The organism is Anaerolineales bacterium (assembly GCA_003105035.1).
Lineage (GTDB): Bacteria > Chloroflexota > Anaerolineae > Anaerolineales > UBA4823 > FEB-25.
On sequence record PQAL01000012.1, the window covers coordinates 1 to 25431 of the forward strand.

The following is a 25431-nucleotide window of genomic DNA, read 5'->3' on the forward strand; positions in this document are numbered from 1 at the left end:
TGACCGAGACGGCCACTCCTGAAGTGACTGAAACGCCGTCCCCTTAGAGCTATGTAAATAATTTGCGCGGCCTGATCATTCGCTCCCAATCCGGTTTTTACACCGTTGAAACACCAGCGGGAAATCTCACCTGCCAGCTGCGTGGCAAGCTGAAGCAAGGCAAACGCCTGGGTGATATTGTGGCGGTGGGTGATTGGGTGGAGGTGACCCCTCTTCACGAGGCAACGGGTACGATCGAGACGGTCGAACCACGCCTGCACCTGCTCTCACGCCTTGCCCCCACGCCACACGGCGAATATCACCAGATCATCATTGCCAATCCCGACCAGGCAGTCTTTGTTTTTGCCTGCGCCAAACCTGAACCGCACCCGGGCATGCTGGACCGTTTCCTGGTGGTGGCTGAGAAACAAGGTCTACCGGTGCTGATCGTGATCAACAAAGTGGATCTGGTGGGCCTTCCTAACGCCCAGGCGGCATTTAACCATTATGCTTCCCTTGGTTATCAGCTTATCTACACCTCCGCTCACACAGGCCAGGGGATTGATTCGCTGCGGCAGAACCTGCTTGCGAAGCTATCGGTTATGGCTGGCCCGTCGGGTGCGGGCAAGTCGAGCCTGCTGAATGCCGTTCAACCAGGCCTTGGGTTAGCGGTCCGCTCGGTGAGCCAGCAAACCCAAAAGGGCCGGCACACCACCGTGGTGCGCCAGCTCTTTCCACTCGTTGGCGGTGGCTATGTAGCCGACACGCCGGGCTTGAAAGCCCTTGCCCTATGGGATATCCAATCGGAAGAGCTGGATGGGTATTTCCCCGAGCTACGTGGCTTGGTTGGAGGATGTCAATTTAATAACTGCACCCATACCCACGAGCCAGGCTGTGCCGTTGTGTCTGCAGTTGAGCGCGGCGAAATTCATCCCGACCGTTATGCATCATATGTCAATATGCGGATGAGTCAGGACGAATCGTGATTAATGTAAAGCGCGCTTGGTTACAATAGTCAATTTAATTAATCCAGAAAGTTGTATAATCTATTCTGGTAATATGCTAAACAGAATATGTAGTGGAACAAAAAGCACCCACAAGACCTGGGCCCATCTTGTGTGGTTTTTCGTCTTAGAACCAGGTTTTCGTTTGAACCAATTAAGTTTGAGCGGAGTAATATAAAGAAGGACGTCGTTATGCTTATTGTTGCAGAGGAGAAGAAACCGAATCGGGATTCTCAATTGATCCTTGGTTTGCAAAACGGCAACCTCGAAGCGCTGGGCATTTTATATGACCGGCACCGTGGTTTGGTTTTTCGTACAGCTTTAGCCATCACGGGTGATGCGGAGGCTGCGGCAGATTTGCTCCAGGAGGTTTTTTTGCGCCTGCATCGTTTTGCCAGCCACGTGGATTGTGAGCGCCCTCTGGAACCCTGGTTATACCGCATGACCACCAACCTTTCATACACCTGGGTCAAGCGTCATAACCGACTGCTACGCCCCCTGGAAGATGTAGCAGATTGGCTCACCGGTAATCGCAAGGATTCGCCCGCTGTACGTTTGGAGATGAATGAATCGTGGCGGCACATCCAGCAAGCTTTGTCTTCCCTGCCCCTATCCCATCGCGGCGTGGTTGTCCTGTACTATATCGATGACCTATCCATTCAGGAGATTTCCGAAATTCTCGAAATCCCGGTGGGCACGGTGAAGTCACGTCTGCACTACAGCCGCCAGGCATTGAGAAAATCTCTGGATGTGCTTGAGAATCGGTCCTTACCCGATATGACGTATGAATTTACATAGGTATGATGGAGTGAGCATGTATTCGGATAATTCATTAGGTAGAATGTTAAAGAATTGGGTCGCCGAGCATCAACCCCCCACCAATGGTCGTGCCAGACTGCTCGCGCAAGCAGCAGTTGTCCAGCGCAAGAAGCGCGACTGGCCTTTATTGATCCCCAGACCGCAGTTCAACGATTATCCCATGCACAGCACGAATGAATGGTCGCAATCCCTTTGTTCCTGGTTTTTTGCCCAATCCATGAATGCGAGCGTGCAAGCTCGTTTATGATTTATGCACTTTAACATCTTATTGGCAGCCATCCTGTTGGTGGGATTAGTCTCCTGCACCCAAAAACCAGCCTCGTCGACGATCTCCCTACCAACTCCCCGGTTATCTTCTCCAGAGCAGGCAACCAGTACTACCCCTGCGCCGGCTGCGACCGCCACGATATTACCGCCCGCCGATCGCTTATTGACCATCTGCCTGGGAAGAGAGCCTGCTTCATTATATTATTATGATGCTGCATCGACCGCAGCACAGGATGTCCTGTCAGCTATCTATGATGGGCCAGTGGATATTCAGAATTATTCAGAACGTCCAGTGATATTGGAGGATCTTCCTTCATTAGCCAATGGTGGAGCAAGGATCCAACCCGTGGAAGTTAATGCCGGTGATTTAATCGTTGATCGTTTTGGAAATCCCGCCAACCTGGAGACAGGCGTAGAATATCGCCCGAGTGGTTGTACAGAGTACACCTGTACAGACACTTATACGGGTGATCAATCTGTTCGTATGGATCAATTAATATTGGATTTTAAGCTGTTGCCCGGGGTCAGTTGGTCGGATGGCACTCCTTTAACATCGGCTGACTCGGTCTATTCCTTCGAGTTGGCCCACAGCCTGTATCCCACGGTCCAACCCGAGCTGATCCGGCGAACCCAATCCTATCTGGCCCTGGACGAGTCCACGGTTGAGTGGACAGGTATCCCCGGCTACCAGGATGGCAATTATCATTCCAAGTTTTTTACCCCGCTACCCCTACATGCCTGGAAGGGCATTTCACCCGAGGAACTTCCCACCACTGAAGCTGCAGCACGCCTGCCAATTGGCTGGGGACCCTACGTGATTGACCAATGGATCGCTGGTGACCACATTTCGTTGCACAAAAACCCGCTGTACTTCCGGGCGGAGGAGAATTTACCCCGCTTTGACAACCTGGTATTTCGCTTTGTGGCTTCTCCTGATGAAGCCCTGGATGCCTTGCAGGCAGGTGAGTGCGATTTGATTGACCAGACAGCCATGCTTGAAGCTCAGAACCAGCGCCTGTCTGAGTTAGAGAAAACCGGCCAGGCCCAGTCTTTTTACCAGCTGGATGCCGGATGGGAGCAGCTATCCTTTGGGATTCAACCCCTGGATAGCCAACAGGTTAGCTTCTTTAATAACCAGGCAGTACGCCAGGCGATAGCGATGTGCGTTGACCGCCAGGCCTTGGTGGCGGGCCAATCCCTGGGCAGCCAGCTGCTCACCGATTCATACACGGCTCCCTCGAACCCGCTGTATTACACCGGCGTAAAGACATACGCGTATGACCCGCAAGCTGGCTCAGCCTTGCTTGCCTCGGTTGGCTGGCAGGACCCTGACAACGACCCCTCCACGCCGCGCATCGCCCAGGGCGTGCCGGGCGTGCCGGATGGCACTACATTTATTGTGGACTATCTGGTTTCCTCGGATGCCAGGGCTCAGGCGGATGCCCAGGCGATCCAGCCAATGTTAGCCCAGTGCGGTATCGCCACCCAAATCATCCCCAGCACCCCCCAGGAGTTCCTGGCAGCTGGTCCGGATGGTCCGGTTTTTGGCAGGGCATTCGACCTGGCTCAATTTGCCTGGGCGGTTTCGTATGAGCCAGCCTGCAATTTATTTCTCACCAGCGAAATCCCTGGCCCCTACCCAGAATATCCTAAGGGGTGGGGCGGCATGAATGCCAGCGGATTTAGCGATCCCGAGTTCGATCAGGCTTGCGTAAATGCGCTATTCTCGCTGTCAGATTCACCCCAGCATCAAGCACAGCATTTCCAGGCCCAGGAGGTTTTTTCAACGCAGCTACCCGCACTCCCCTTGTATCTTCATTATAATGTCTCGGCTGCTCGCCCAGATCTGTGCGGCTTCTCATCCACTTCGGCAGTCGATACACCTTTGTGGTACCTGGAGCAGCTGGACTATGGAAATGGCTGTTCTCGATAATTCCTTGACCGATTAGCTGTTTACAGGTATATTTTGTCAGCGTCTAGAGTGTTTTTTATGGTAGCTGAATATTTGAGAGGAGGTGATTACCGGATATTAAGCAAAAAAAGTATTGAGTATCCCGTAAGAATCCTAATAACCATTCTAACTATTAGTTCGGAGGAGAAATATGTTTAAGAAATTGTTTGTTGTTTTAAGCCTGCTGATCACCTTCAGCATGGTCTTGGCAGCCTGTGCACCAGCCACCACCGTGGTGACCCAGGTTGTTGAGCAAACCTCAGTCGTCAAGGAGACTCAGGTCGTTAAAGAGACCCAGATCGTTGAGGTCACTGCTGCACCTCAGGCGACAGCGACACCTCCCCCATCCACTCGCACGGGTGCCTGGGTGGATCAGATCGTCTTCACAGAGCAGAATGAAGCCAACGCCGCGGTTAAGCAGCTACAGGCTAACGACATGGACGTCTATGCTTATTCTGTGAGTGACGCCCAGCTCTTTGAAGAGGTCAAGGCCGATCCCAAGTTGTCGTACACCACGGCTTTCGGTTCTTATACGGAGCTGACCTTCAACCCTTGGGGCCCCACTTTTGAAGATGGCCGCCTGAACCCCTTCGGCAATCCCAAGGTCCGTGAGGCCATGAACTGGCTGGTCGATCGCAATTACATCGTCCAGGAGATCTACGGTGGTCTGGCAAAACCCAAGGTCACGAGCCTGAATAGCGCCTTCGTTGACTACGTCCGCTATATCGACACCGTACGGGCGCTGGAAGTCCAGTATGCCTATAATCCCGAGCAGGCCAAGACTGTCATCGATGCCGAGATGCAGGGCATGGGCGCCACACTGGGTAGTGATGGCAAGTGGCAGTTCAATGGTGCACCGGTAACCATCATCGCCATCATCCGCACGGAAGATGAGCGTAGGGAGATCGGTGACTACGTCTGCAACCAGCTCGAGACCATCGGTTTTGCCACCGATCGCCAGTACAAGACACGTTCGGAAGCCTCCCCCATCTGGAACCAGGGCGATCCGAAGCTGGGCTTGATGCACTTCTACACCGGTGGATGGATCACCACCGCCATCAGCCGCGATGACGCCACCAACTTTGGCTATTTCTATACACCCCTGGGTGGATCTTCACCGCTGTGGTCGAATTACGTGAATGACCCGGCCTATTACAAGGGTGATGGCAGTGGTGTGGCTGAAAAGCTGTGGGTCAATGATTTCAAGTCCATGGACGAGCGCAAAACCCTGTTTGACGAAGCGCTGGTATTGGCCCAGAAAGATTCAGTACGTGTCTGGCTGGTTGACCAAACCCCCTTCTCACCCCAGATAAAGGATTTGTCAGTCGCCTATGACCTGGCGGGTGGCGTGGCAGGCTCAAATCTTTACGCCCTGACGATCCGCTTCACCGATCGTGAAGGTGGCGTGATGAGAATTGGCCAGCCAGGCGTCTTGGTTGAGCCCTGGAACCCGGTGGCAGGCTCGAACTGGGTCTATGATGCCACACCTCAGCAGGCTACCGTGAGTGGGGCGGTTATGCCCGACCCGTACACTGGCCTGTACTTACCACTCCGTGCTGAGAGTGCTGATGTGGTCGTGCAGGAAGGCCTGCCGATTGCCCAGACTCTGGATTGGTTCACCCTGAGCACGGCAGCCTCGATCGAGGTCCCCGCGGATGCCTGGGTAGACTGGGATGCGGTAAATCAGAAGTTTATCACCGCCAGCGAGAAGTACACTTCCACCCTGACCGCCCTCACGAAGACCACCGTGACCTATCCTGCGGATATGTTCACCACGGTTAAATTCCATGATGGTAGCCCGATATCGGTGGGTGACTTCGTCATGTATATGATCATGAACTTCGATCTGGCCAAGACAGACAGTGTAAACTATGATTCGGCCATCCAACCCTTGCTGGACGCTTTCCTGTCTCACTTCAAGGGCATCGTGATCGAATCCACCGACCCGCTGGTAATCACCACCTATGATGATCGCTACTACCTGGATGCCGAGTGGATCGTAGCCTTCAATGGTACCTGGTGGCCAGCTCCAGTAACTGCTGCCGGTAGATCTGATGCTCCATGGCATACCTATGCCCTGGGCAACCTGGCCGACGCAGCTGTTGATCCGGAAATCGGGCAGGTGACCTGGTCAACCGATAAGGCGACTGCCAACAAGGTTGATTGGATGAGCTTTATTGCCGGCCCAAGCCTGGATATCCTCAAGGGCTATCTGGATAAGGCCCAGGCGGAAAACTACATCCCCTACGCCCCCACCATGAGCCAGTATGTGACTGCCGATGAAGCTACCCTGCGCTGGGCGAATCTGGCCACCTGGTATGCGCTCAAGGGTCATTTCTGGGTTGGCACAGGCCCGTTCTATCTGGAGAAAGCCTATCCGACTGAGAAGACCGTCTCACTGATGCGCTTCCCTGATTACCCCGACTTATCCGCCCGCTGGTCCATCTTCGGCGCACCCATGATCCCCGTGGTCGAGGTAGACGGTGCAGGAGAGGTTGCCATTGGCTCGGAATCCACCTATGATATCTATATCACCTTTGACAACGCACCCTATCCATCAGATAAGCTCGATGCAGTGAAATACCTAGTCTTCGATGCTACTGGTGCGGTCGTCTTCCAGGGTGATGCAACCATGGCCGAAGAAGGGCACTACACGGTAACCTTCTCCGCCGATGATTCTTCCAAGCTTGTGGCTGGTTCGAACAAGCTTGAGGTCGTTACCACCTCCAAGGTCGTTAGCATCCCTGGAATCACAGACTTTGAGTTTGTGGCCAAGTAGTGCGTACGACGAGTGTAACGAATACAAATTAATATATCAATGGAGGCAGGCTTTTGCCTGCCTCCATTGGAACCTAGCGTTTTGTTAATGAAAGTGAGGCTGCTATGAGCGAAGCCGTTGTTCCTATAGATGTCCAGACCGATGCCCAAATTAAGCGTAAAGCCACCCTGGGTACCCTTTCGCGGATTGCGCGCTATACTGTTGTGCGCATCATTGTCTTGTTCCTGACGGTGGTTGTGGCGGTTTACCTGACCATTATGATCGCCAATATGGGCGGATATGTCGACAAGATCCAGCGTGGGCAGATACAGGAAGCTGTCTCGATGCAGCTGGCCCTGAATCCTGCCTATAAGTCTCTGTCTGCGGCTGAAAGACAAGCTCAAACGGAGTCCATGATAGCCATCCAGGAAAAACGGTTGGGCTTGGACCAACCCTTCGTTGTGCGCAGCGGTATCTATCTGAAGGATGCCCTGACGCTCAACCTGGGGCGCGCTTTACAAATGGCCAGCGATAGCGGCTCGAAAATGGTGAAGAATATCATCCTCGAACGTCTGCCAGCCACCCTGGTCTTATTTGGTGTGGCAGATGTCTTTTTATTTGTCTTTGCAGTTCTCATCGCACTTTCTCTTTCCAGAAAATATGGTAGTTTTTGGGACAAATTTTTTATTGCCCTTACACCCACTTCATCCGCACCGGGATGGTTTTATGGCATCTTCCTGATCCTGATCTTTGCTTCTCTCCTGCACTGGCTGCCGTTTGGGGGGATGGTGGCTGCGCCACCCCCAGATAGCAAGCTTCTGTATGCTTTAAGCATGCTCAAACATATGATTTTACCGGTTATGGCCCTGACCCTCAGCCAGATCTTCTTGAGTGCTTATACCTGGCGCACCTTCTTCCTGATTTATTCCAGTGAAGATTATGTGGATATGGCCAAAGCTAAGGGTCTGACTTCACGGAATATCGAGCGCAGTTATATCCTCAGACCGACCCTGCCAACCATCATTACCAGTTTTGCTTTACTGGTTGTATTTATGTGGGGTGGGGCACCCATCTTCGAGACCGTCTTCCAGTGGCCCGGATTGGGGAGAGCCCTTTTCACAGCGGTTGGCCTCTACGATACACCCGTGATTGTTGGGTCAACGGTAATTTTTGCCTACCTGTTGGTGATTACAGTCTTCCTGCTGGATATTGCTTATGCCTTGGTAGATCCCAGGGTGAAAATTGGTGGAGGAAGCAGGCCGCAATGAAAGCCATTAAAAATACATTTAAAGAACTACTGCGTTATCCCTCGGCAATTGTGGGATTGGTAATTATTGGATTGTTATTACTTCTTTCAGTTTATGCGGTGATTTCCATTCCATATAAGCAGGCGATTATCCTCTGGCGTGGTGGTGAAGGCATCTGGTATAAGAGCCCCAGATATGCGCCACCTGCCTGGCTTAATTATTTCCGCAGAGACAAATTACCCGAGACGATTGTGCTGAGCAGCATGGATGGCACTGCCCCAAAAACCGTTACGCCGGGCGATCCAAATGGTAGCGTTGTGATTACTTATACTATTGACTATCCCTATTCTGGTTTTCCCCAGGATATCGCTATATTTTTTACTGCTAAGTACGATCAAAAAGAGCCTTTTGTTAATATGTCGTGGTTAACGCCGGATGGCAGGGAAATCAGGGTGGCAAATTTTGCCATATCCAAATTGGAAGCATACTACATTTCTCAGGATACCAAATTACAACGCAGGCTGGCAGGCTTACCACCTCAACAGGGGTTATTTGTCGCTGACCCAAAGGCGGGGTTAACCCCACCGGTTAATGGTACATATCAGCTGATCGTCGATGCAAGCACGTTTGAGCCTAATTCCGACGTGGATGCTGAAATGGTGCTTTACGGCCAGCTGTATGGTATTGCCGGAACTGATCACCTGCGCCGTGACCTGAGGGTGGCATTGCTGTGGGGCACACCGGTTGCCCTGGCATTTGGCTTGCTGGCTGCCCTGGGAACCACGGCCATAACCATGGTGATCGCCGCTATAGGCGTCTGGTTTGGAGGTTGGGCGGATGGGCTCATTCAGCGTATCACTGAAGTGAATATGGTCTTGCCCTTCTTGCCGATTCTGATCATGGTGGGCACCTTTTACTCGCATAGTATTTGGGTGATACTGGGGGTGGTTATCCTGCTGAGTATTTTTGGTGCGTCAATCAAGACCTACCGGGCAGTATTCTTGCAGGTCAAGGAGTCCTCTTATATTGAAGCGGCACGCGCCTATGGGGCAGGAAGCTCGCGGATCATATTTTCATACCTTGTGCCTCGCATTGTTCCTTTATTGATCCCGCAGTTAGTCACGCTGATCCCTAGCTTTGTCTTCCTGGAAGCAGGCCTGGCAATCCTGGGGCTGGGTGACCCGACCCTTCCCACCTGGGGAAAGATCATCAATGATGCCCAGCAGAATGGCGCCTTGTATAAGGGACTGTATTATTGGGTACTGGAACCGGCTGTATTTTTAATGATCACTGGTTTAGCTTTTGCTTTGTTAGGTTTCTCTTTGGATCGCATCTTTAACCCCAGGCTACGAGGGATGTAAGCGAATGACAGATACTGAACTACTACGCGTTGAAAATTTGAAGCTTCACTTCCGTACCACCCAGGGTGTAGTCCAGGCAGTGGATGGAGTGGATTTTAATCTCACCTATAACCGGGCAGTGGTGGTTGTGGGTGAGTCGGGTTGTGGAAAGACCTCCCTTGCCAAGGCGATCCTTCGTCTCCTGCCGCGTAATGTGGAGACGTATTCAGGCCATGTCTATCTGGATGGCACGGATGTGATGGCTTACGACGAGGAGGAATTCAGGCAGAATGTGCGCTGGATCAAGATGTCCCTGGTCCCCCAGGCTGCCATGAATGCCTTGAACCCGGTCATCCGGGTGGGTGACCAGGTGGCGGAACCCGCCATGATCCATCTCAATGTAAAACCGGATGAAGCCATGGTCATGGCGCGCAAGATGTTTCAGAATGTTGGTGTGCCAGCTGATTTCCTGGTGCGCTATCCTTTTGAGCTGAGCGGTGGCATGCGCCAGCGCTCGGCCATCGCCATGGCGCTGGTTACCTCACCCGTATTGATCGTTTTAGATGAGCCCACCTCTGCCCTCGATCTGCTCACCCAGGCCAACATCATGAATGTGCTCAAGCGCATTAAGCATGAATTTGAAACGAGCTATATCCTCATTACTCATGACATTGCCACCTCCAGCGAGCTGGCCGATGATGTGGCTGTGATGTATGCCGGCCAAATTGTGGAAGTTGGAGATACTCCTCGCTTCTTCCCCAACCCCCTGCATCCATACTCCCGTAAGCTAATGAACAGCGTGCCAAGGTTGCATGGCGACAAAGAGCCTGAGTTTATTGTGGGTCAACCCCCCAGCCTGATCAACCCTCCCACGGGTTGCCGCTTCGCTGCCCGCTGTCCATCCCGATTTGAGAAATGTGATGAAGAACCTCCCACCTTCACGGTCGAAGGTCGCCGAGTTAAATGTTGGTTATATGCATAGGACAGGTGAAGGAATGACAGAAAATACCCCAGTGATTACTGAAGTAAAACCAAGCGATGCTATTTCCACGGATGGAGCACTATTATCCATACAACATTTAAAGGTTTATTTTGAGCTCCGCCGTTTCGGATTCGGTTCCGCTGGTTTTGTGCATGCAGTGGACGATGTGTCATTCGATGTTGCCCATGGTGAAGCCATTGCAGTCGTTGGCGAGAGCGGTTGTGGAAAATCCAGCCTGATGAAGACCATCCTGGGGCTATACAAACCAACCGAAGGCAAGGTTGTCTATGAGGGTAAAGACCTCGGTGGTATGGAATCGAAAGTCTTAAAATGGTACCGCACCCAGGTCGGCTACGTACAGCAGGATCCTTATGGCGCCTTGCCTCCCTTCATGAGTGCCCAGCGCATCCTGGCTGAGCCGCTAATTATTGGCGGGATCAAGGATAAGGCAGAAATCTCCGACCGGATCAACCGCGTGATGACTGAAGTCAAAATGACTCCCGTGTCTGACTTCCTCACCAAGTTTCCACATATGCTCAGCGGTGGTCAGCAGCAGCGTATGGTCATTGCCCGCGCCATGATCATGAAACCGCAGTTCCTGGTGGCCGATGAACCCGTCTCGATGCTGGATGCCTCGGTAAGGGTGGAAATATTGAAGCTTCTGCGTGGTTTACAAGATACTTACCACCTGTCCGTTATTTATATCACCCACGACCTTTCGACAGTACGCTATTTCTCTGAGCGGGTCTTTGTCATGTATGCCGGTAAGATCATTGAAAAAGTAAAGATATTGGATCTCTTGCGCAACCCGCTCCACCCATATACCAATGCATTGCTGACGGGCACCTCTGAGCCAGATGCCAAAAATGCTACCACCTACAAGGAGGTCCCACCCGGAGAGCCTCCCAGCCTGGTTACGCCTCCACCTGGATGCCGATTCCATCCGCGTTGCTCAAAGATAATAAAAGGCTTGTGTGAAGTTCAGGAACCTCCTGAATTTAATCCGGAACCCGAACATACGGTTTTATGCTGGCTATATAAATGAAAACTATTCGTGGTGAATATCTGGTTGCGATTGGCTTTGTGATGGTCCTGCTGGGTGCCATCCTGCCTTTCTTGATTGTCATGAAGATCATCCCCTCCACAATCTTCTTAAACTTTTTTTCGTACTTTCTCTCCGTGGCAGGTTTGTTCCTGGGTATCATAGGCTTGGCATACGCAGTTCGTCTCCGGCAGCTAAAAAACCGAGACAAACCATTCTCCGATGCGCCTCCTCCAGACGACCGCCGGGATTGGTAATCACGTTCTTTTCAACGAACTTTTACTAATCTTCTGAGTAATAATATATGGAGTAGTGGAACCCGTTTTCGTTTGAAATTAAAGAAAGCGGGTATTTTTTTCAAACAAAAGACATAATCAAGTATGGAACCCTCAGGGAACAAACCCTCATCCAGCACGTTTTCAAGGGTTATTAAGTATGTATCGGTCCGGGCGCTAACCCTGGCTATTATTATTTCCATAGGGATTTTCCTTGCCATTGTGCTCATCAACTATGGGGGATATATTGACAATATTCACCGGGCGGATATTGGTGAAGCATTAAACTTTGTTTCGCTGAGTATGCCCGGTGCGACGGTTGAGCAGGTTGCCCGGGCCACCGAAGAATTACGCTGGAATATGGAGGAAGCCTTCGGCTTGCATAGGCCTTTCCTGTTGCGTTGTGTCCTCTGGTGGTACGATACCCTGACCTTCAATTGGGGGCAAACTTATCAATTTGGAATTACCGGTTTTGGGTCGGGCGTTCGACCGGTGAGCAGCGTCGTTCTGGAACGCGTGCCGTACACGCTTCTGCTGGCAGGGGCGACGAATTTCCTGCTGTTTTTTACCAGCATGTACGCAGCCCTTAGCTTATCCAAGAAAAATGGCAGCTTCATTGACAGGTTAGCTGTCAGCCTGTCGCCTTTATCAGCGATCCCCAACTGGGTATATGGCATTATCTTGACGGTCATTTTTGCAGGGGAGCTCCACTTGCTGCCCTTCAACGGGATGTTTGATACCTTCCCGCCCGCTACAAAATTAGGCTACATTCCCATCGTGGCGAAACACATGATCCTGCCGGTGACAGCTATATTCTTGGGGATATTTTTCTCTGCCCTGTATACCTGGCGGACCTTTTTTCTGATCCACGCTGGGGAGGATTATATGGAGCTGGCATATGCCAAGGGAGTGCCTGCCAGGATTATTGACCGCCGTTATGTGCTTAAACCAACCCTTCCATATATCATCACCAGCTTCATGATCCTGTTGATCACTTTTTGGCAAGGCATCATCGTTTTGGAAGTTTTCTTTGACTGGCCGGGATTAGGCCAATTATTCATGAACTCCATCACTCGTAAAGATACGCAGGTGACGATTGGTATCGTTACCGTCTTTGCGATGCTCTTGGGATTTTCGATCTTCTTGCTGGATATTATCTATGCTTTGGTTGATCCGCGGGTAAAAATTGGCAGTGATAGTCAAACCACCAAGCCAATCCAGCCTCACAAAAAAGGTTTCCTGTTCTCACTTTCTTCAATTTCCCTCTGGCTTTCAAGGAACACCATTGGAAGATTTGCTTCGCTGGGTCGAAATCGCCCTGCGCTTTCTGGTCAGCGTTACCTAGCCACGGCTGGAGTTACTCGCTCCTCGAGGAATACAGCCTCTCCTCCTCGCTCATCTATGGCCAGCTACTCACGCCAATCGCCAACTGATGTAGTTTGCCCGTACCTGAAATTAGAAAATATGCGCGGGGTGGCTCTTTATGCCCCCGCCTCTCGCTGTCGTTGCTATGTGCACGGCCAGCCAGAGCGAGTTGGTGACGCGTATCAGGCGAAGGTTTGCCGGGTTCAAAAATATCACGACTGTCGGCGCCTGAAAGATACCTCAACTCGCACAGAAAAAGGGATGGGTAAAAGTTCATCGGACCTATCGAGATTAAAACCCCAAAAGATGGGCGGCATAAATCTCTCACTTCAGGAGCTTTTTCGTTTTCCCTTAGCGGTGGCGGGAGTGTTGATCATTATTGCCTTGATCGGAGTTTCGATTTACACCGTGATCGCTATTCCATATAGCGAGGCAATTTCACAATGGGTACCTGATACCGAAACAAGATATACGACCCCCAAAAATGCTCAGCCTACCTGGGTGAACTGGTTCCGCAAAGATCCCTTGCCTGCTACCATCGTTCAGGATAGCGCCGATGGTCAGGCAGCCAAGGTAATCATTCCTGAAAGTAATGGCATCATGGACGAGACCATTACTTATACGATCGACTATCCGTATAGCGTTTTTCCAAAGGATCTGCTCATCATCTTCAATGGGCAGTATGAGAAAAAGCCATTTGTCATCCTTACATGGACCACGCCGGATGGTAGAGAATTCAAGCTGGGGAACTTTTCTGCAGTCTCGACCCAACGTTATCTTGTTTCACAGGATCTTCCTAAAAAGTATCTTACCGCGGGAGCATTCGTGAAGAAGGGAATTCTCGAATCAGAGTCTGCCGGGCCTTTTGCAGTTCAAGCGATTTTTCAAAATCCGGATAATCCCGAGTTTCCCACTCCCGTAAAGGGAAAATACACGCTACGGATTGACACTACGTTGTTTGAAGAAAACGCTAACCTGGATGCTGAGGTAATCCTATACGGTCAGGTGTATGGTTTGGCCGGTTCGGATGACTTGCGCAGAGACTTGATGGTGCCCTTATTGTGGGGTACCCCGGTAGCCCTGGCTTTTGGCTTCCTGGGTGCCATAACCACGGGTGTGCTTGCCATGCTCATTGCCGGGGTAGGGGTCTGGTATGGTGGCTGGCTGGATAACCTAATCCAACGCCTCACCGAGGTGAATATGATTCTGCCGACATTGCCGATTGCCATCACCATTTACTACCTCTATTCAGATAGTATCTGGGTAATATTAGGAGTAATCATCATCCTGAGTATCTTCGGTAGCGCCATCAAAACCTACCGGGCCGCTTTCATTCAAGTTAAAGAAACCGGGTACATAGAAGCCGCCCAGGCTTATGGCGCTAGCAACTGGCGTATTATCCGCCACTATCTGGTTCCTCGCATCCTTCCATTGCTGATTCCTCAACTGGTTATCCTGGTCCCCAGTTACGTGTTTTTTGAAGCCACCCTGGCTTACCTGAATATCAGCGATCCCAAGCTCCCCACCTGGGGCAAGGTGATTTATGATGCGCTTACCAGAGGTGCTTTTCATGGGTACTACTATTGGGTGCTTGAGCCGGTTGCTTTGATTATCATCACCGGGTTGGCGTTTGCAGTGGTGGGCTTCGCCCTGGATAGCATCCTCAATCCAAAACTGCGCAAGATCTAGCTCCGTGTACCATTTACTGGTTCGGCGATACCTGTTTCCTCAGCGGGTTGCCGGAATACAAGTTTATAGATTAGAATAAGCCTATCAGCAGATAAGTCAACTACATATTGATTATTATCCAGGTGTTTTCCCGGCTGATTGACCCCCTAAGTGGGGTAGCCGTGATAGTGGAGATCAGCGATTGCCTAATCTTGCAGAAAAGCCCCTACTTGAAGTACATAATCTCAAGACCTATTTTTTCACCGAGGATGGTGTGGTCAGGGCCGTGGATGGAGTGAGTATTTCGGTCAGCCGCGGTGAAATACTGGGTTTGGTCGGAGAATCTGGTTGTGGTAAAAGCGTTACCTCACTTTCCATCATGGGGCTGATCAGCAGCCCGGGTAAGGTGGTGGAGGGCGAGATCCTCTTTGAGAACCGCAACCTGCTCGCTTTATCCGAAGCAGAGATGGTGACGATGCGTGGCAACCGCATCTCAATGATCTTTCAGCAACCGCAATCCAGCCTCAACCCGGTCTTCAGGGTGGGAGATCAGGTGGCTGAAGTACTGCAGATCCACAAGCATCTGAGCAAAGAAGCTTCGTGGAGCAAAGCGGTTGACCTGCTCCGCCAGGTGGGTATCCCGGATGCCGAAAAGCGCGCCCGGGCATACCCGCACGAGATATCAGGTGGGCAGGCGCAGCGCGTGATGATTGCCATGGCCCTGGCACTGAATCCTCAACTGCTCATCGCGGACGAACCAACCACCGCACTGGATGTCACCATCCAGGCTCAGATTCTGGATTTGATGCGTTACCTGCGCACGCACATGGACACAGCCGTGATCCTGATCACCCATGACCTGGGTGTGATTGCCGAGATGGCTGACCGGGTGGCGGTGATGTATGCCGGGCGTATCGTCGAGCAGGCCGAAATTAAAAACCTATTTAAACTTCCCTTGCATCCTTACACCCAAGGACTGATCGCCTCAATCCCCATCCTGGGCACTGTGAAGGATGTGCTGGAAGTGATTCCGGGGACGGTACCCAATCTGGTGAACCTACCGCCGGGTTGTAAATTTGCTTCCCGCTGCCGGGCGATGATGGAGCACAACCTGTCCATTTGCAACCAGGTGGAGCCACAGCTTGTCGCCATTGGGCCCGATCACCTTTCGCGCTGCTGGCTGTACCAGGATTATGAAGGCCATCAGGCTCCTTTAAAGTTCAATTGACCAACCCTCCAGGAGATGTTTTGTGACAAATCTGGCTGCACCCCCTGCTAATATATCTGACTTGATCGAAGTCAAGGACCTGGTTAAATACTTCCCAGTGCGTGGGGGAATCATGCAGCATGTGGTGGCCTGGGTACAGGCTGTGGATAAGATCAGTTTTAACATCCGCCAGGGTGAGACCCTTGGCCTGGTGGGTGAATCGGGTTGTGGCAAGACCACCGTCGGGCGCACCATGCTGCGCCTGATCGAGCCTACCAGCGGTTCAGTGCTCTTTGAGGGCGTGGATGTATCTAAGCTCAAAGGCGCTGATTTAAAAATGATGCGCCGCAATATGCAGATCATCTTCCAGGACCCATATGCCTCCCTGGACCCGCGCATGCCGATCGGTGAATCGATCGCCGAGGGGTTGAAAATCCATAATATCGGCACCTCCCGCCAGCGACTTGAGATGGTGGTTGAGATGCTGAACAAGGTTGGCATGGAAGATTACCACGCCCGGCGCTTCCCGCACGAATTTTCAGGTGGCCAGCGCCAGCGCATCGGGATTGCACGCGCTCTAGCATTGCGCCCCAAGTTCATCGTGGCCGATGAACCAGTCTCTGCCCTGGATGTTTCCATCCAATCCCAGGTGCTCAACCTGCTTAAGGATCTGCAGCGTGAATTCAACCTTACCTATCTGTTCATTGCCCATAATCTAAGTGTGGTTGAGCACATCTCCGACCGGGTGGCAGTGATGTACCTGGGCAAGATGGTCGAGCTGACCACACGTGAAGACCTGTTCCGGCAGCCGCTTCATCCCTATACCCAGGCATTGATGTCTGCCATTCCCATTCCGGACCCTGAGTTGAAACGTGAACGCATCATCCTGCAGGGTGATGTCCCCAGCCCCTTGAATCCCCCCAGTGGTTGCCGCTTCCACCCCCGCTGCCCGGTCGTGATGGATCAGTGCAGCCGCGAGGAACCACCCTTTCATGAAGCCAGCTTTGACCACATGGCAGCCTGCTGGAAGCTGGAGTAATTCCACAAGTTTAGCTAAAAAAAGCCGCCATCAGGCATACACTGTTGCTACTGCCTGCTGTGGAGTAATCATATTGTTGGGTGGTTTTGGTTTTAAACGCCCACTGGCTGATATGATTTTAAAACCGTGATAGAATGATTCCATCATGGGTCCTTACCGGCTTTTAGTAGTCGAAGATAATCATGAGGTCAGGCGCATGGTCACTGCCAGCCTCAAAACACTTGGCGAGGAGGTCGAGGTCCTGGAGGTGCCTTCTGCTGAGGAGGGGTTGGTCGTATGTAGCTCACAACCCATCGACCTGGTGGTGATCGACTTCCGCTTGCCTGGCATGTCGGGCTTTGATTTGGTCACCCGGCTGCGCAAGCGCAAGCCTGAAACGAAAATAATCCTGGTCACCGGGGTTGAAGATGATGTTATCCGCAAGCAGGTGGCTGAAGCCGAGGTTGCTGCCTATTTCTTCAAGCCAATTGATATCAACACATTTCTGGAGGCGGTAAAACAGGCCCTATCTGCCGGTGATGCAGCATTCAGCTCCGCTGAAACAGCTCCTCATCCGACCCCAATTGCCATTGCTCCTCCGTTAAAAGATGAACCATCCGGGTCTGCCACCTCCAGCCAGCCTGCAAAGGAAGAACCAGTCTCCACCCTCCATGAGCGCCTCGTGGAGTTAAAAAAGCAGGTCAAGGCTGTTTCAGCGATGCTGGCCAATGATTCCGGTCAGATCATAGAAGAGGCAGGCGCAGCCTCAGCCATTACCACCGGTTCCCCTCTGCTCTCTGCATTGATGCATGCATTTCGCGCCAGCCTGCACGTTTCTCAGGCAATGGCGAGGGGTACCAGTGAAAGCCTGTTATATTTCACTGCACCCCGGCAGTGCATCTATGTGGCTCCGGTTGGCCTAAACCATACCCTGTTCGTCGTCACTGCCGGCTACTTTGGCCCGGATAAGCTGGGCATGATCTACCATGCCATTCACCTGGCTGTGCGTGATCTGCAAACAGCCCTTGCCGCTCAGGCGGCTGCCCCAAAGGAGAGTTTACGCATCGAGCTACCGCCGGATGTCACCGTAGATAAGGAAACCCTGGCGAAGGTAGAGAGCATGTTCGCCCATGCGCCACGGGTGGCTAACCGGGAGCGCGCTGACGGCTTTTGGGAGAGTTCCGAGGATGGTAGTGCGCTGGATGCCGTCCAGCCCAAGGATAAGCTGTCTTATGAGCAGGCACGGCATCTGGGTCTCGCGCCTGAAAAGGAAAAGGATGCCTAGGCCTCCCAGCCTCGATCGATCCCCTGCAACCAGGAACAGCATGAAAATATGATAAAATACCACTCGCTCGGCGTTCCGGGCGTTTTATTGGGGCATGGTGCAATGGCAGCACAGCAGACTTTGGATCTGTTTATTCTGGTTCGAGCCCGGATGCCCCAGCTAGTTACAGTAGATGACAGCTTATTATGATTAACGCAAAGTCACCATGGCGTAGATGCAGCCGATGCTGATACCCAGTCGACATTGCGTTTTTGTTTTTATGGAGGAATGATGAAATTCTCCGCAGTCATCCTTGCCGCTGGGCAAGGGACACGCATGAAATCCAGCCTGCCCAAGGTGCTTCATCATATAATGGGAAAGCCCATGGCATGCTACGCCCTGGAAACAACCCAGGCAGTGACAGGTACTCGCCCGGTGATGGTGATTGGCCATGGGGCAGACCGGGTGCGCCAGGCACTAGGTGACCGGGTTGATTATGTGCTCCAGGAGCCTCAGCTTGGCACCGGTCATGCCCTGAGCCAGGCTGAAGAATTGCTGGCTGGCCAGGGCGATCTGGTGCTGGTAACTTATGCTGACATGCCCCTGCTAACCAGTGCCACCCTAGGGAAGCTGGCGGAGATGGCCGATAGCCACTCTGACCCCGTCAGTATGCTGACCGTATCTGCCGCTGAACCGCGCGGTTTTGGGCGCATCCTGCGTGATATGGATGGGCGCATCCTCGGTATCGTTGAAGAAGCCCAAGCTACCCCTGAACAGCTGCAAATTCACGAGCTCAACCCTGGTGTATATTGCTTCCGGGCAGAATGGCTGTGGCCCGCATTAAAGCGTATCTCACTTTCCCCGCGAGGAGAGTATTACCTGACGGATCTGGTAGGTATGGCGGTGCAGGAAGGCTATACCATCCGGAGCGTTTCTATGGAAGACCCCGATGAGGTGATCGGAATCAACACACGTGTGCACCTGGCTCAAGCGGAAGCATTGTTGCGTATGCGCATCAATACGCAATGGATGCTGGCAGGTGTGTCAATGATTGACCCCACTCAGGTTTATATCGAGCCCGAGGTCAGCCTCGGTCCTGATACCATCCTGTGGCCAGGCACATACCTGCACGGAAACACCCAGATTGGGGCAGGTTGCGTAATCGGCCCCAACACGATCATCCGCAATACCCGGGTGGGTGATCATTGTAAGCTGCTGGAATCGGTAATGGAGTATGCTGTGCTGGAAGACCATGTGGACATGGGGCCTTTCTGCCACCTGCGCAAGGGTGCCTATCTATGCAAAGGTGTGCATATGGGCAATTTTGGGGAGGTCAAAAACTCCACCCTTGGGCCAGGGTCGAAGATGGGGCATTTCTCGTACCTGGGTGATACCACACTTGGCCCGGATGTGAATATTGGCGCCGGTACAATCTCCTGCAATTATGACGGGGAGCATAAATTCCACACCGATATAGGGGAGGGAGCCTTCATCGGCTCCGATACCATGCTGGTTGCGCCAGTCAAAATCGGTGCAGGCGCCAAAACCGGGGCGGGGGCAGTAGTCACCCGTGATATCCCTGCCAACTCGCTTGCGGTGGGCGTGCCCGCCCGGGTGATTAAAGAGATCAAGAAGTGAACCATTACCTGATCATTTTCGGTCTGCTGGTCATGCTCGCCCTGGATGGGTACACCATCGCCTTCCGTAGCGCCCTTCAAAGTGCCAGCCTGGCCCGTTTGCTTGCTTTGCGCGAAGAAATGGAGCGGAAAGTCAACCAGACTGTCAGCTTGCTACATGCCCCGCATGAGTGGCAGGCTGCCAGTAACCTGCTCCAGCTGCTGGCGCGCTTTTTAGGTGCCAGCTTGCTGCTGGCCTTGTTTTTTCCTAAAGAACTTGCCCTCTCCGGCATGTTGATCATGCTGGGTGTTTTGGTACTCGCTGCCGTGGTGGTGTTCTGGCTAGAATGGGCGGTGGAATTCTGGGTCACCAGCCACCCTGAAACCTGGGCAATGCGGCTGGCACCCTCAGTGCGTACCACCATGGTGATCCTCTCCCCTGTCCTGCTGTTGCCATTGGCCATCGGCCGGCGGCGTGGGGATGGTCAGGAACAGATCAGCACGGTCACCGAGGAAGAGCTGAAAAGCATGGTGGACGCAGGGCATGAGGGTGGCGTTTTGGAAGGCGATGAGCGCCAGATGATCTACTCGATCTTCGAGCTGGGAGATACCCTCGTACGCGAGATCATGCTGCCGCGCATCTACATCAACGCCTTAGAAGCCACCACCCCCTTGAACGAAGCTGTGGATGAGCTGATCAGATCAGGCCACTCGCGTATGCCTGTGTATGAGGAGACGGTCGACAACGTTTTAGGACTGCTATATGCCAAGGACTTGTTGAAGGTGTGGCGCCAGGGTCAAAAGATCGAATCACTGCGTAGCCTATTGCGGCCGGCTACTTTCGTGCCGGAGGCCAAGAAGGTGGATGAGCTACTGGAGGAAATGCAGCAGGGTCATGTGCACATGGCCATGGTGGTAGATGAGTATGGTGGCATTGCCGGGCTGGTCACTCTGGAGGATATATTCGAAGAAATAGTGGGGGAAATTCAAGATGAATACGACCAGAGTGAAGAAGCCCCCTATATACAAATGGGTGAAGAGGAGTATGTATTTCAAGGCAAGGTTGACTTGAGAGATTTCAATGAAGTGATGGATAGCCAGCTGCCTATGGAAGAGACCGAGACGCTGGGCGGCTTTATCTACGAGCAGGTGGGGCGTGTGCCGACCAGCGGAGAAAGCCTGCAGGTGGGGGATATCACCCTGACTATTGAGCAGGTTACCGGGCGGCGTATCCGCAAGGTGCGAGCCAAGAAGCAACTGCAAGCGACTCAGGAGGAGAAGCTAAATGGCGAATAAACTTACCGACGAGGTGCGTAGCCATCTGATTGGTTTGGCAACGGATGCGCGGGAGCAGGCCTATACTCCCTACTCGAATTACAAGGTGGGGGCAGCGTTGTTGACCTCGTCTGGCAGGTACTACACTGGTTGTAACATAGAGAACGCTGCCTATCCCGATAGCATCTGCGCGGAGCGTGTGGCGGTCTTTAAGGCCGTCTCAGACGGGCAAAGTGAGCTTCTTGCCATTGCGGTGGTAACCAGTAACGGCGGCACCCCCTGCGGTTCCTGCCGGCAAGTGCTGGCCGAGTTCGGCCTGGAGACAATGGTGATCATAGCGGATATTACCGGGCAGGTGCGGCAGGAAGCCAAACTTAAGGACTTGCTGCCCGGGGCATTCACGCCTGTAGATTTGAAGAGGAGGTGAAATCAAAGGCTAATTATCAAGGAAGAATAAGCTGGTAATCAAGAAAAATATCACATTGCAAACTTTTTATCTGTGTGCTACACTTATTAGTACGTTTTTACACCAACCCAAACAAAAAATAAGAGGAGAGATCGTATGAAGAAATTATCAACAATTTTGGCTGTACTGTTGATTGCTTCTATGGCGCTAGCAGCCTGCGCACCGGCAGCAACACCAACAGCTGAACCGACGGTACCCGCGGCCGCCGTTACTGAGGCACCGCAACCGACCGCCGTACCCCCCACCGAAGCACCTCCAGCGCTGAAGGTCTGCCAGGTGACTGACACGGGCGGTATCGATGACAAATCCTTCAACGCCACTGCCTGGAAGGGCGTCACTGATGCTGAAACCCAACTCGGAGTCGAAGGAAAATATCTTGAATCGCAGCAACAAACCGACTACGAGAAGAACATCAATGCTTTCATCAGCGAAGGGTGCAATCTGATCATCACTGTTGGCTTTTTGTTGGGCGACGCGACCAAAGCTGCCGCCGAGGCCAATCCAGACCAGAAGTTTTCCATTGTAGACTATGCCTATGATCCTGCGATTCCTAATGTCCTGGGTCAGGTTTTTGCTACTGATCAGGCAGCCTTCTTAGCAGGGTATGTAGCCGCCGCGGTTTCGAAAACCGGCAAGGTAGGTACCTTCGGTGGCATACAGATCCCCACCGTCACTACCTTCATGGATGGCTATGCCATGGGTGTCAAGTATTACAATGAAAAGAATGGCGCCAAAGTGGAAGTCTTAGGTTGGGATCCTGCTACTCAGACCGGCCTGTTCACTGGTAACTTTGAGAGCACCGATGACGGCCGTACCATGGGTCAGTCCCTGATGGACGAAGGCGCCGATGTCATCATGCCCGTGGCAGGGCCAGTTGGTTTGGGCACTGCAGCTGCAGCGCTTGAGCGCGGTGGCACCTACATCGTGGGCGTGGATAATGACTGGTACAACACTTCACCTGAATATGCCAGCATCCTGCTCACCTCCGTGTTGAAGAACATGGACATCACCACCCTCGAGGCCATCAAGTCTGTTCAGGATGGTACCTTCCAGGGCGGGGTGACCGTCGGTACACTGGAGAATGGTGGCGTTGGTTTGGCTGATTTCCATGACCTGGCTTCAGTCGTTCCCGACGCAGTCAAGACAGATCTAGAAACCGTAAAAGCTGGTGTTATCGATGGCTCGATCAACGTCAAGCCAGCCGCGCCTGCGGCTGTCACGGCTTGCCAGGTGACCGACACGGGCGGTATTGATGACAAGTCCTTCAACGCCACTGCCTGGAAGGGTGTAACCGATGCCGAGACCAAGCTACAGAACGTCACCGGTAAATACCTCGAATCACAGCAGCAGACAGATTATGAGAAGAACATCAACGCCTTCATCAGCGAAGGCTGCGATCTGATCATCACCGTTGGCTTCCTGTTGGGAGATGCCACCAAGGCAGCTGCTGAGGCCAATCCAACCCAGAAGTTCTCCATCGTAGACTACGCCTATGATCCTGCGATCCCCAACGTCCTCGGGCAGGTCTTTACAACCGATCAGGCAGCATTCCTGGCTGGTTACCTGTCTGCAGGCATGACCAAGACTGGTAAAGTTGGTACCTTTGGCGGTATCCAGATCCCCACTGTCACCGCCTTCATGGACGGTTATGCTCTGGGCGTTAAGTACTACAATGAGAAGAATGGCACCACTGTGGAAGTCTTAGGTTGGGATCCCGCCACCCAGACCGGTTTGTTCACCGGTAACTTCGAGAGCACCGATGACGGCCGCACCATGGGGCAATCCCTGATGGATGAAGGCGCCGACATCATCATGCCCGTGGCTGGCCCCGTCGGCTTGGGGACTGCAGCTGCTGCCCTCGAACGCGGCAACACCCTCATCGTTGGTGTGGATAATGACTGGTTCGTTGCTTCACCCGAATATGCCAGCATTGTCCTGACTTCTGTGTTGAAGAATATGGATATCACCACCTTCAACGCTATCAAGGATATCCAGGCAGGTACTTTTGCTGGCGGCGTTACTGTTGGTTCCTTGAAGAACGGTGGTGTTGGTCTGGCTGATTTCCATGATCTTGCCTCTCAAGTTCCAGATACACTGAAGACCCAGCTGGAGCAGGTTAAGGCAGACATCATCGCTGGCACGATCAAAACTACACCATAATCTCTTAATGCTCTAAAAAAAGGGGCTGGTACTAGCCAGCCCCTTTTTTCTTATAAGACCTTATCGCTCATGGTAAAATGATATTATCTCTTTTTTGATTTAACAATTAATTTTCATCATCTTTGTTCATTATCCTTGATGGGCGAAGACGAATCCGTGTTATCTTGGAGTGTGAACAGTTATGGCGCCAATCCTAGAACTACGCGGTATTACGAAGCAATTTCCTGGCGTGTTAGCCAACGATCACATCGATCTGACACTCGAGGCGGGGGAAATTCATGCCCTATTGGGCGAAAATGGGGCGGGGAAGACCACCTTGATGAATATTCTTTATGGGCTTTATCAACCGGACGAGGGCGAGATCATTGTCCGAGGCAAGCCGATTAAAGTCCATTCACCCAGTGATGCGATTGCCAGCGGCATTGGAATGGTTCACCAACACTTCATGCTGGTGCCGGTGTTCACCGTCACCGAGAATGTCATGTTGGGAGATGAAGCCACCAAACCAGGCGGTTTTCTTGACCGCAAAATCGTCGCCGATAAGATCCGCCAGATTTCTGAGCAATATAAATTAGAGGTCAACCCCGACGATTACGTGCGCGATCTTCCTGTCGGGGTCCAGCAGCGGGTCGAAATCATTAAACTGCTTTACCGAGAGGCGGACATTCTGATTTTAGATGAGCCGACAGCTGTGCTTACCCCTCAAGAAGCAGATGAGCTGTTCAAGATCATGCATTCACTGGTTGAGCAGGGCAAGTCAATTATCTTCATCACGCATAAACTGCGCGAGGTGATGGAGATTTGTGAGCGGATAACTGTCATCCGCAGAGGCAAAGTAGTTGGAAGCGTCACCCCAGCCGAGGCGGATAAAAATAAACTTGCTGAAATGATGGTTGGCCGGGCGGTGATCCTGGAGATTGAAAAGAAACCACCTCAGCTTGGGGATACGGTGCTGTCTGTCCAGGATTTGAAAGTCCTGGACCAAAGGCGCCAGCTGGCCGTGGATGGTGTGTCCTTTGATGTACAGGCGGGGGAAGTCCTCGGTGTGGCAGGCGTCCAGGGCAACGGACAAACCGAGTTGGTTGAGGCGCTGACAGGGTTAAAAGCTTCCGAAGAGGGGAGCATAAAATTCCTTGACAAGGACATCACCAAGTCGAAACCGCGCCAGATTACTGAATTAGGCTCGGCGCATGTCCCTGAGGACCGCCAGCAGGACGGTTTGGTCCTATCGTTCCCTCTCACCGAGAACTTAGTGATGAATACATATTACTTACCTCCCTTTTCAAAAGGTGTTGTGTTACAAAAAGGGACGATCATTAGTACTGCCAACCAGCGTATTCAGGAATTCGATATCCGCACTCCCGGCCCAATGGTAACAGCCGGCTCGCTCTCTGGTGGTAACCAGCAGAAAGTCATCGTTGCGCGCGAGTTCTCGCGGCCGATCAAGCTCCTGATCGCCTCCCAACCCACACGCGGTCTGGATGTAGGTTCCGTGGAATATATTCACGGGCGCATCCTGCAGAAACGCGATGAAGGGTGTGCTGTGCTATTGGTCTCTTCCGAGCTGGATGAGATCATGCAGCTGGCGGATCGTATTGCAGTCATGTATCGCGGCAAGATCATTGATATTGTGCCCGCGGAGAAAGCTACCAAGGAAGGGGTTGGATTGCTGATGGCGGGTATCCACCCTGATGCTTTAGCTGAGCAACCTTGAGAGAGGTAAACAGC

General features: G+C 52.4%; 19 protein-coding genes and 1 tRNA gene. All 20 read left to right on the forward strand.

The window, feature by feature from the left end:
* Window positions 1-74: 74 nt before the first annotated feature.
* Window positions 75-965 (forward strand): ribosome small subunit-dependent GTPase A, encoded by an 891-nt coding sequence (rsgA, locus tag C3F13_05870; GenBank protein PWB54812.1) that lies wholly within the window; start codon window positions 75-77, stop codon window positions 963-965.
* A gap of 210 nt (window positions 966-1175) precedes the next feature.
* Entirely contained in the window at window positions 1176-1781 is a 606-nt protein-coding gene (locus C3F13_05875; GenBank protein ID PWB54789.1) for a hypothetical protein, read from the forward strand.
* 16 nt (window positions 1782-1797) lie between these two features.
* The gene (locus C3F13_05880; GenBank protein ID PWB54790.1) at window positions 1798-2049 is read left to right on the forward strand and encodes a hypothetical protein; all 252 of its coding nucleotides are present in this window, start codon (window positions 1798-1800) and stop codon (window positions 2047-2049) included.
* 3 nt (window positions 2050-2052) lie between these two features.
* The gene (locus C3F13_05885; protein ID PWB54791.1) at window positions 2053-4002 is read left to right on the forward strand and encodes a hypothetical protein; all 1950 of its coding nucleotides are present in this window, start codon (window positions 2053-2055) and stop codon (window positions 4000-4002) included.
* 169 nt (window positions 4003-4171) lie between these two features.
* Window positions 4172-6799, forward strand: a complete 2628-nt coding sequence (locus tag C3F13_05890) for an ABC transporter substrate-binding protein (GenBank protein ID PWB54792.1) — start codon at window positions 4172-4174, stop codon at window positions 6797-6799.
* Window positions 6800-6903: 104 nt separating this feature from the next.
* Window positions 6904-8046, forward strand: coding sequence for an ABC transporter permease (locus C3F13_05895; GenBank protein PWB54793.1), 1143 nt, complete (start codon window positions 6904-6906; stop codon window positions 8044-8046).
* Window positions 8043-9386, forward strand: coding sequence for an ABC transporter permease (locus C3F13_05900; protein PWB54794.1), 1344 nt, complete (start codon window positions 8043-8045; stop codon window positions 9384-9386). The genes C3F13_05895 and C3F13_05900 overlap by 4 nt, the downstream gene beginning before the upstream one ends.
* Before the next feature lie 4 nt (window positions 9387-9390).
* Entirely contained in the window at window positions 9391-10347 is a 957-nt protein-coding gene (locus C3F13_05905) for a dipeptide/oligopeptide/nickel ABC transporter ATP-binding protein (protein PWB54795.1), read from the forward strand.
* 13 nt (window positions 10348-10360) lie between these two features.
* Entirely contained in the window at window positions 10361-11392 is a 1032-nt protein-coding gene (locus tag C3F13_05910) for an oligopeptide ABC transporter ATP-binding protein (protein ID PWB54796.1), read from the forward strand.
* A complete protein-coding gene (locus tag C3F13_05915; protein ID PWB54797.1) occupies window positions 11389-11646 on the forward strand; it encodes a hypothetical protein in 258 nt (85 codons plus the stop codon). Before C3F13_05910 ends, C3F13_05915 begins: the two co-directional genes overlap by 4 nt.
* A gap of 123 nt (window positions 11647-11769) precedes the next feature.
* Window positions 11770-14718 (forward strand): hypothetical protein, encoded by a 2949-nt coding sequence (locus C3F13_05920; GenBank protein PWB54798.1) that lies wholly within the window; start codon window positions 11770-11772, stop codon window positions 14716-14718.
* A 181-nt stretch (window positions 14719-14899) separates the two neighbouring features.
* A complete protein-coding gene (locus C3F13_05925) occupies window positions 14900-15925 on the forward strand; it encodes a methionine ABC transporter ATP-binding protein (protein PWB54799.1) in 1026 nt (341 codons plus the stop codon).
* Between the two features lie 31 nt (window positions 15926-15956).
* On the forward strand, window positions 15957-16943 hold the full coding sequence (locus tag C3F13_05930; protein ID PWB54813.1) for a peptide ABC transporter substrate-binding protein: 987 nt from the start codon (window positions 15957-15959) through the stop codon (window positions 16941-16943).
* Window positions 16944-17088: 145 nt separating this feature from the next.
* Window positions 17089-18207: a hypothetical protein gene (locus C3F13_05935; protein ID PWB54800.1), complete on the forward strand. Its 1119-nt coding sequence runs from the start codon at window positions 17089-17091 to the stop codon at window positions 18205-18207.
* A gap of 88 nt (window positions 18208-18295) precedes the next feature.
* Window positions 18296-18369 (forward strand) — tRNA-Gln (locus C3F13_05940).
* Window positions 18370-18477: 108 nt separating this feature from the next.
* Complete coding sequence (gene glmU, locus C3F13_05945) at window positions 18478-19824, forward strand: UDP-N-acetylglucosamine diphosphorylase/glucosamine-1-phosphate N-acetyltransferase (protein ID PWB54801.1); 1347 nt, start codon at window positions 18478-18480, stop codon at window positions 19822-19824.
* The gene (locus C3F13_05950; GenBank protein ID PWB54802.1) at window positions 19821-21098 is read left to right on the forward strand and encodes a hypothetical protein; all 1278 of its coding nucleotides are present in this window, start codon (window positions 19821-19823) and stop codon (window positions 21096-21098) included. Before glmU ends, C3F13_05950 begins: the two co-directional genes overlap by 4 nt.
* Window positions 21088-21504, forward strand: coding sequence for a cytidine deaminase (locus C3F13_05955; GenBank protein PWB54803.1), 417 nt, complete (start codon window positions 21088-21090; stop codon window positions 21502-21504). The genes C3F13_05950 and C3F13_05955 overlap by 11 nt, the downstream gene beginning before the upstream one ends.
* Before the next feature lie 135 nt (window positions 21505-21639).
* Window positions 21640-23703 (forward strand): hypothetical protein, encoded by a 2064-nt coding sequence (locus C3F13_05960; GenBank protein ID PWB54804.1) that lies wholly within the window; start codon window positions 21640-21642, stop codon window positions 23701-23703.
* A gap of 181 nt (window positions 23704-23884) precedes the next feature.
* On the forward strand, window positions 23885-25417 hold the full coding sequence (locus tag C3F13_05965; GenBank protein PWB54805.1) for a heme ABC transporter ATP-binding protein: 1533 nt from the start codon (window positions 23885-23887) through the stop codon (window positions 25415-25417).
* Window positions 25418-25431 lie beyond the last annotated feature (14 nt).

Excerpts from the sequence above, each read along its gene's own strand:
- C3F13_05875 (PWB54789.1), top strand. The coding sequence starts at position 1,176 with ATGCTTATTGTTGCAGAGGAGAAGAAACCGAATCGGGATTCTCAATTG.
- C3F13_05880 (PWB54790.1), top strand. The coding sequence starts at position 1,798 with ATGTATTCGGATAATTCATTAGGTAGAATGTTAAAGAATTGGGTCGCC.
- C3F13_05885 (PWB54791.1), top strand. The coding sequence starts at position 2,053 with ATGCACTTTAACATCTTATTGGCAGCCATCCTGTTGGTGGGATTAGTC.
- C3F13_05890 (PWB54792.1), top strand. The coding sequence starts at position 4,172 with ATGTTTAAGAAATTGTTTGTTGTTTTAAGCCTGCTGATCACCTTCAGC.
- C3F13_05895 (PWB54793.1), top strand. The coding sequence starts at position 6,904 with ATGAGCGAAGCCGTTGTTCCTATAGATGTCCAGACCGATGCCCAAATT.
- C3F13_05900 (PWB54794.1), top strand. The coding sequence starts at position 8,043 with ATGAAAGCCATTAAAAATACATTTAAAGAACTACTGCGTTATCCCTCG.
- C3F13_05905 (PWB54795.1), top strand. The coding sequence starts at position 9,391 with ATGACAGATACTGAACTACTACGCGTTGAAAATTTGAAGCTTCACTTC.
- C3F13_05910 (PWB54796.1), top strand. The coding sequence starts at position 10,361 with ATGACAGAAAATACCCCAGTGATTACTGAAGTAAAACCAAGCGATGCT.
- C3F13_05915 (PWB54797.1), top strand. The coding sequence starts at position 11,389 with ATGAAAACTATTCGTGGTGAATATCTGGTTGCGATTGGCTTTGTGATG.
- C3F13_05920 (PWB54798.1), top strand. The coding sequence starts at position 11,770 with ATGGAACCCTCAGGGAACAAACCCTCATCCAGCACGTTTTCAAGGGTT.
- C3F13_05935 (PWB54800.1), top strand. The coding sequence starts at position 17,089 with ATGGGTCCTTACCGGCTTTTAGTAGTCGAAGATAATCATGAGGTCAGG.
- glmU (PWB54801.1), top strand. The coding sequence starts at position 18,478 with ATGAAATTCTCCGCAGTCATCCTTGCCGCTGGGCAAGGGACACGCATG.
- C3F13_05955 (PWB54803.1), top strand. The coding sequence starts at position 21,088 with ATGGCGAATAAACTTACCGACGAGGTGCGTAGCCATCTGATTGGTTTG.
- C3F13_05960 (PWB54804.1), top strand. The coding sequence starts at position 21,640 with ATGAAGAAATTATCAACAATTTTGGCTGTACTGTTGATTGCTTCTATG.
- C3F13_05965 (PWB54805.1), top strand. The coding sequence starts at position 23,885 with ATGGCGCCAATCCTAGAACTACGCGGTATTACGAAGCAATTTCCTGGC.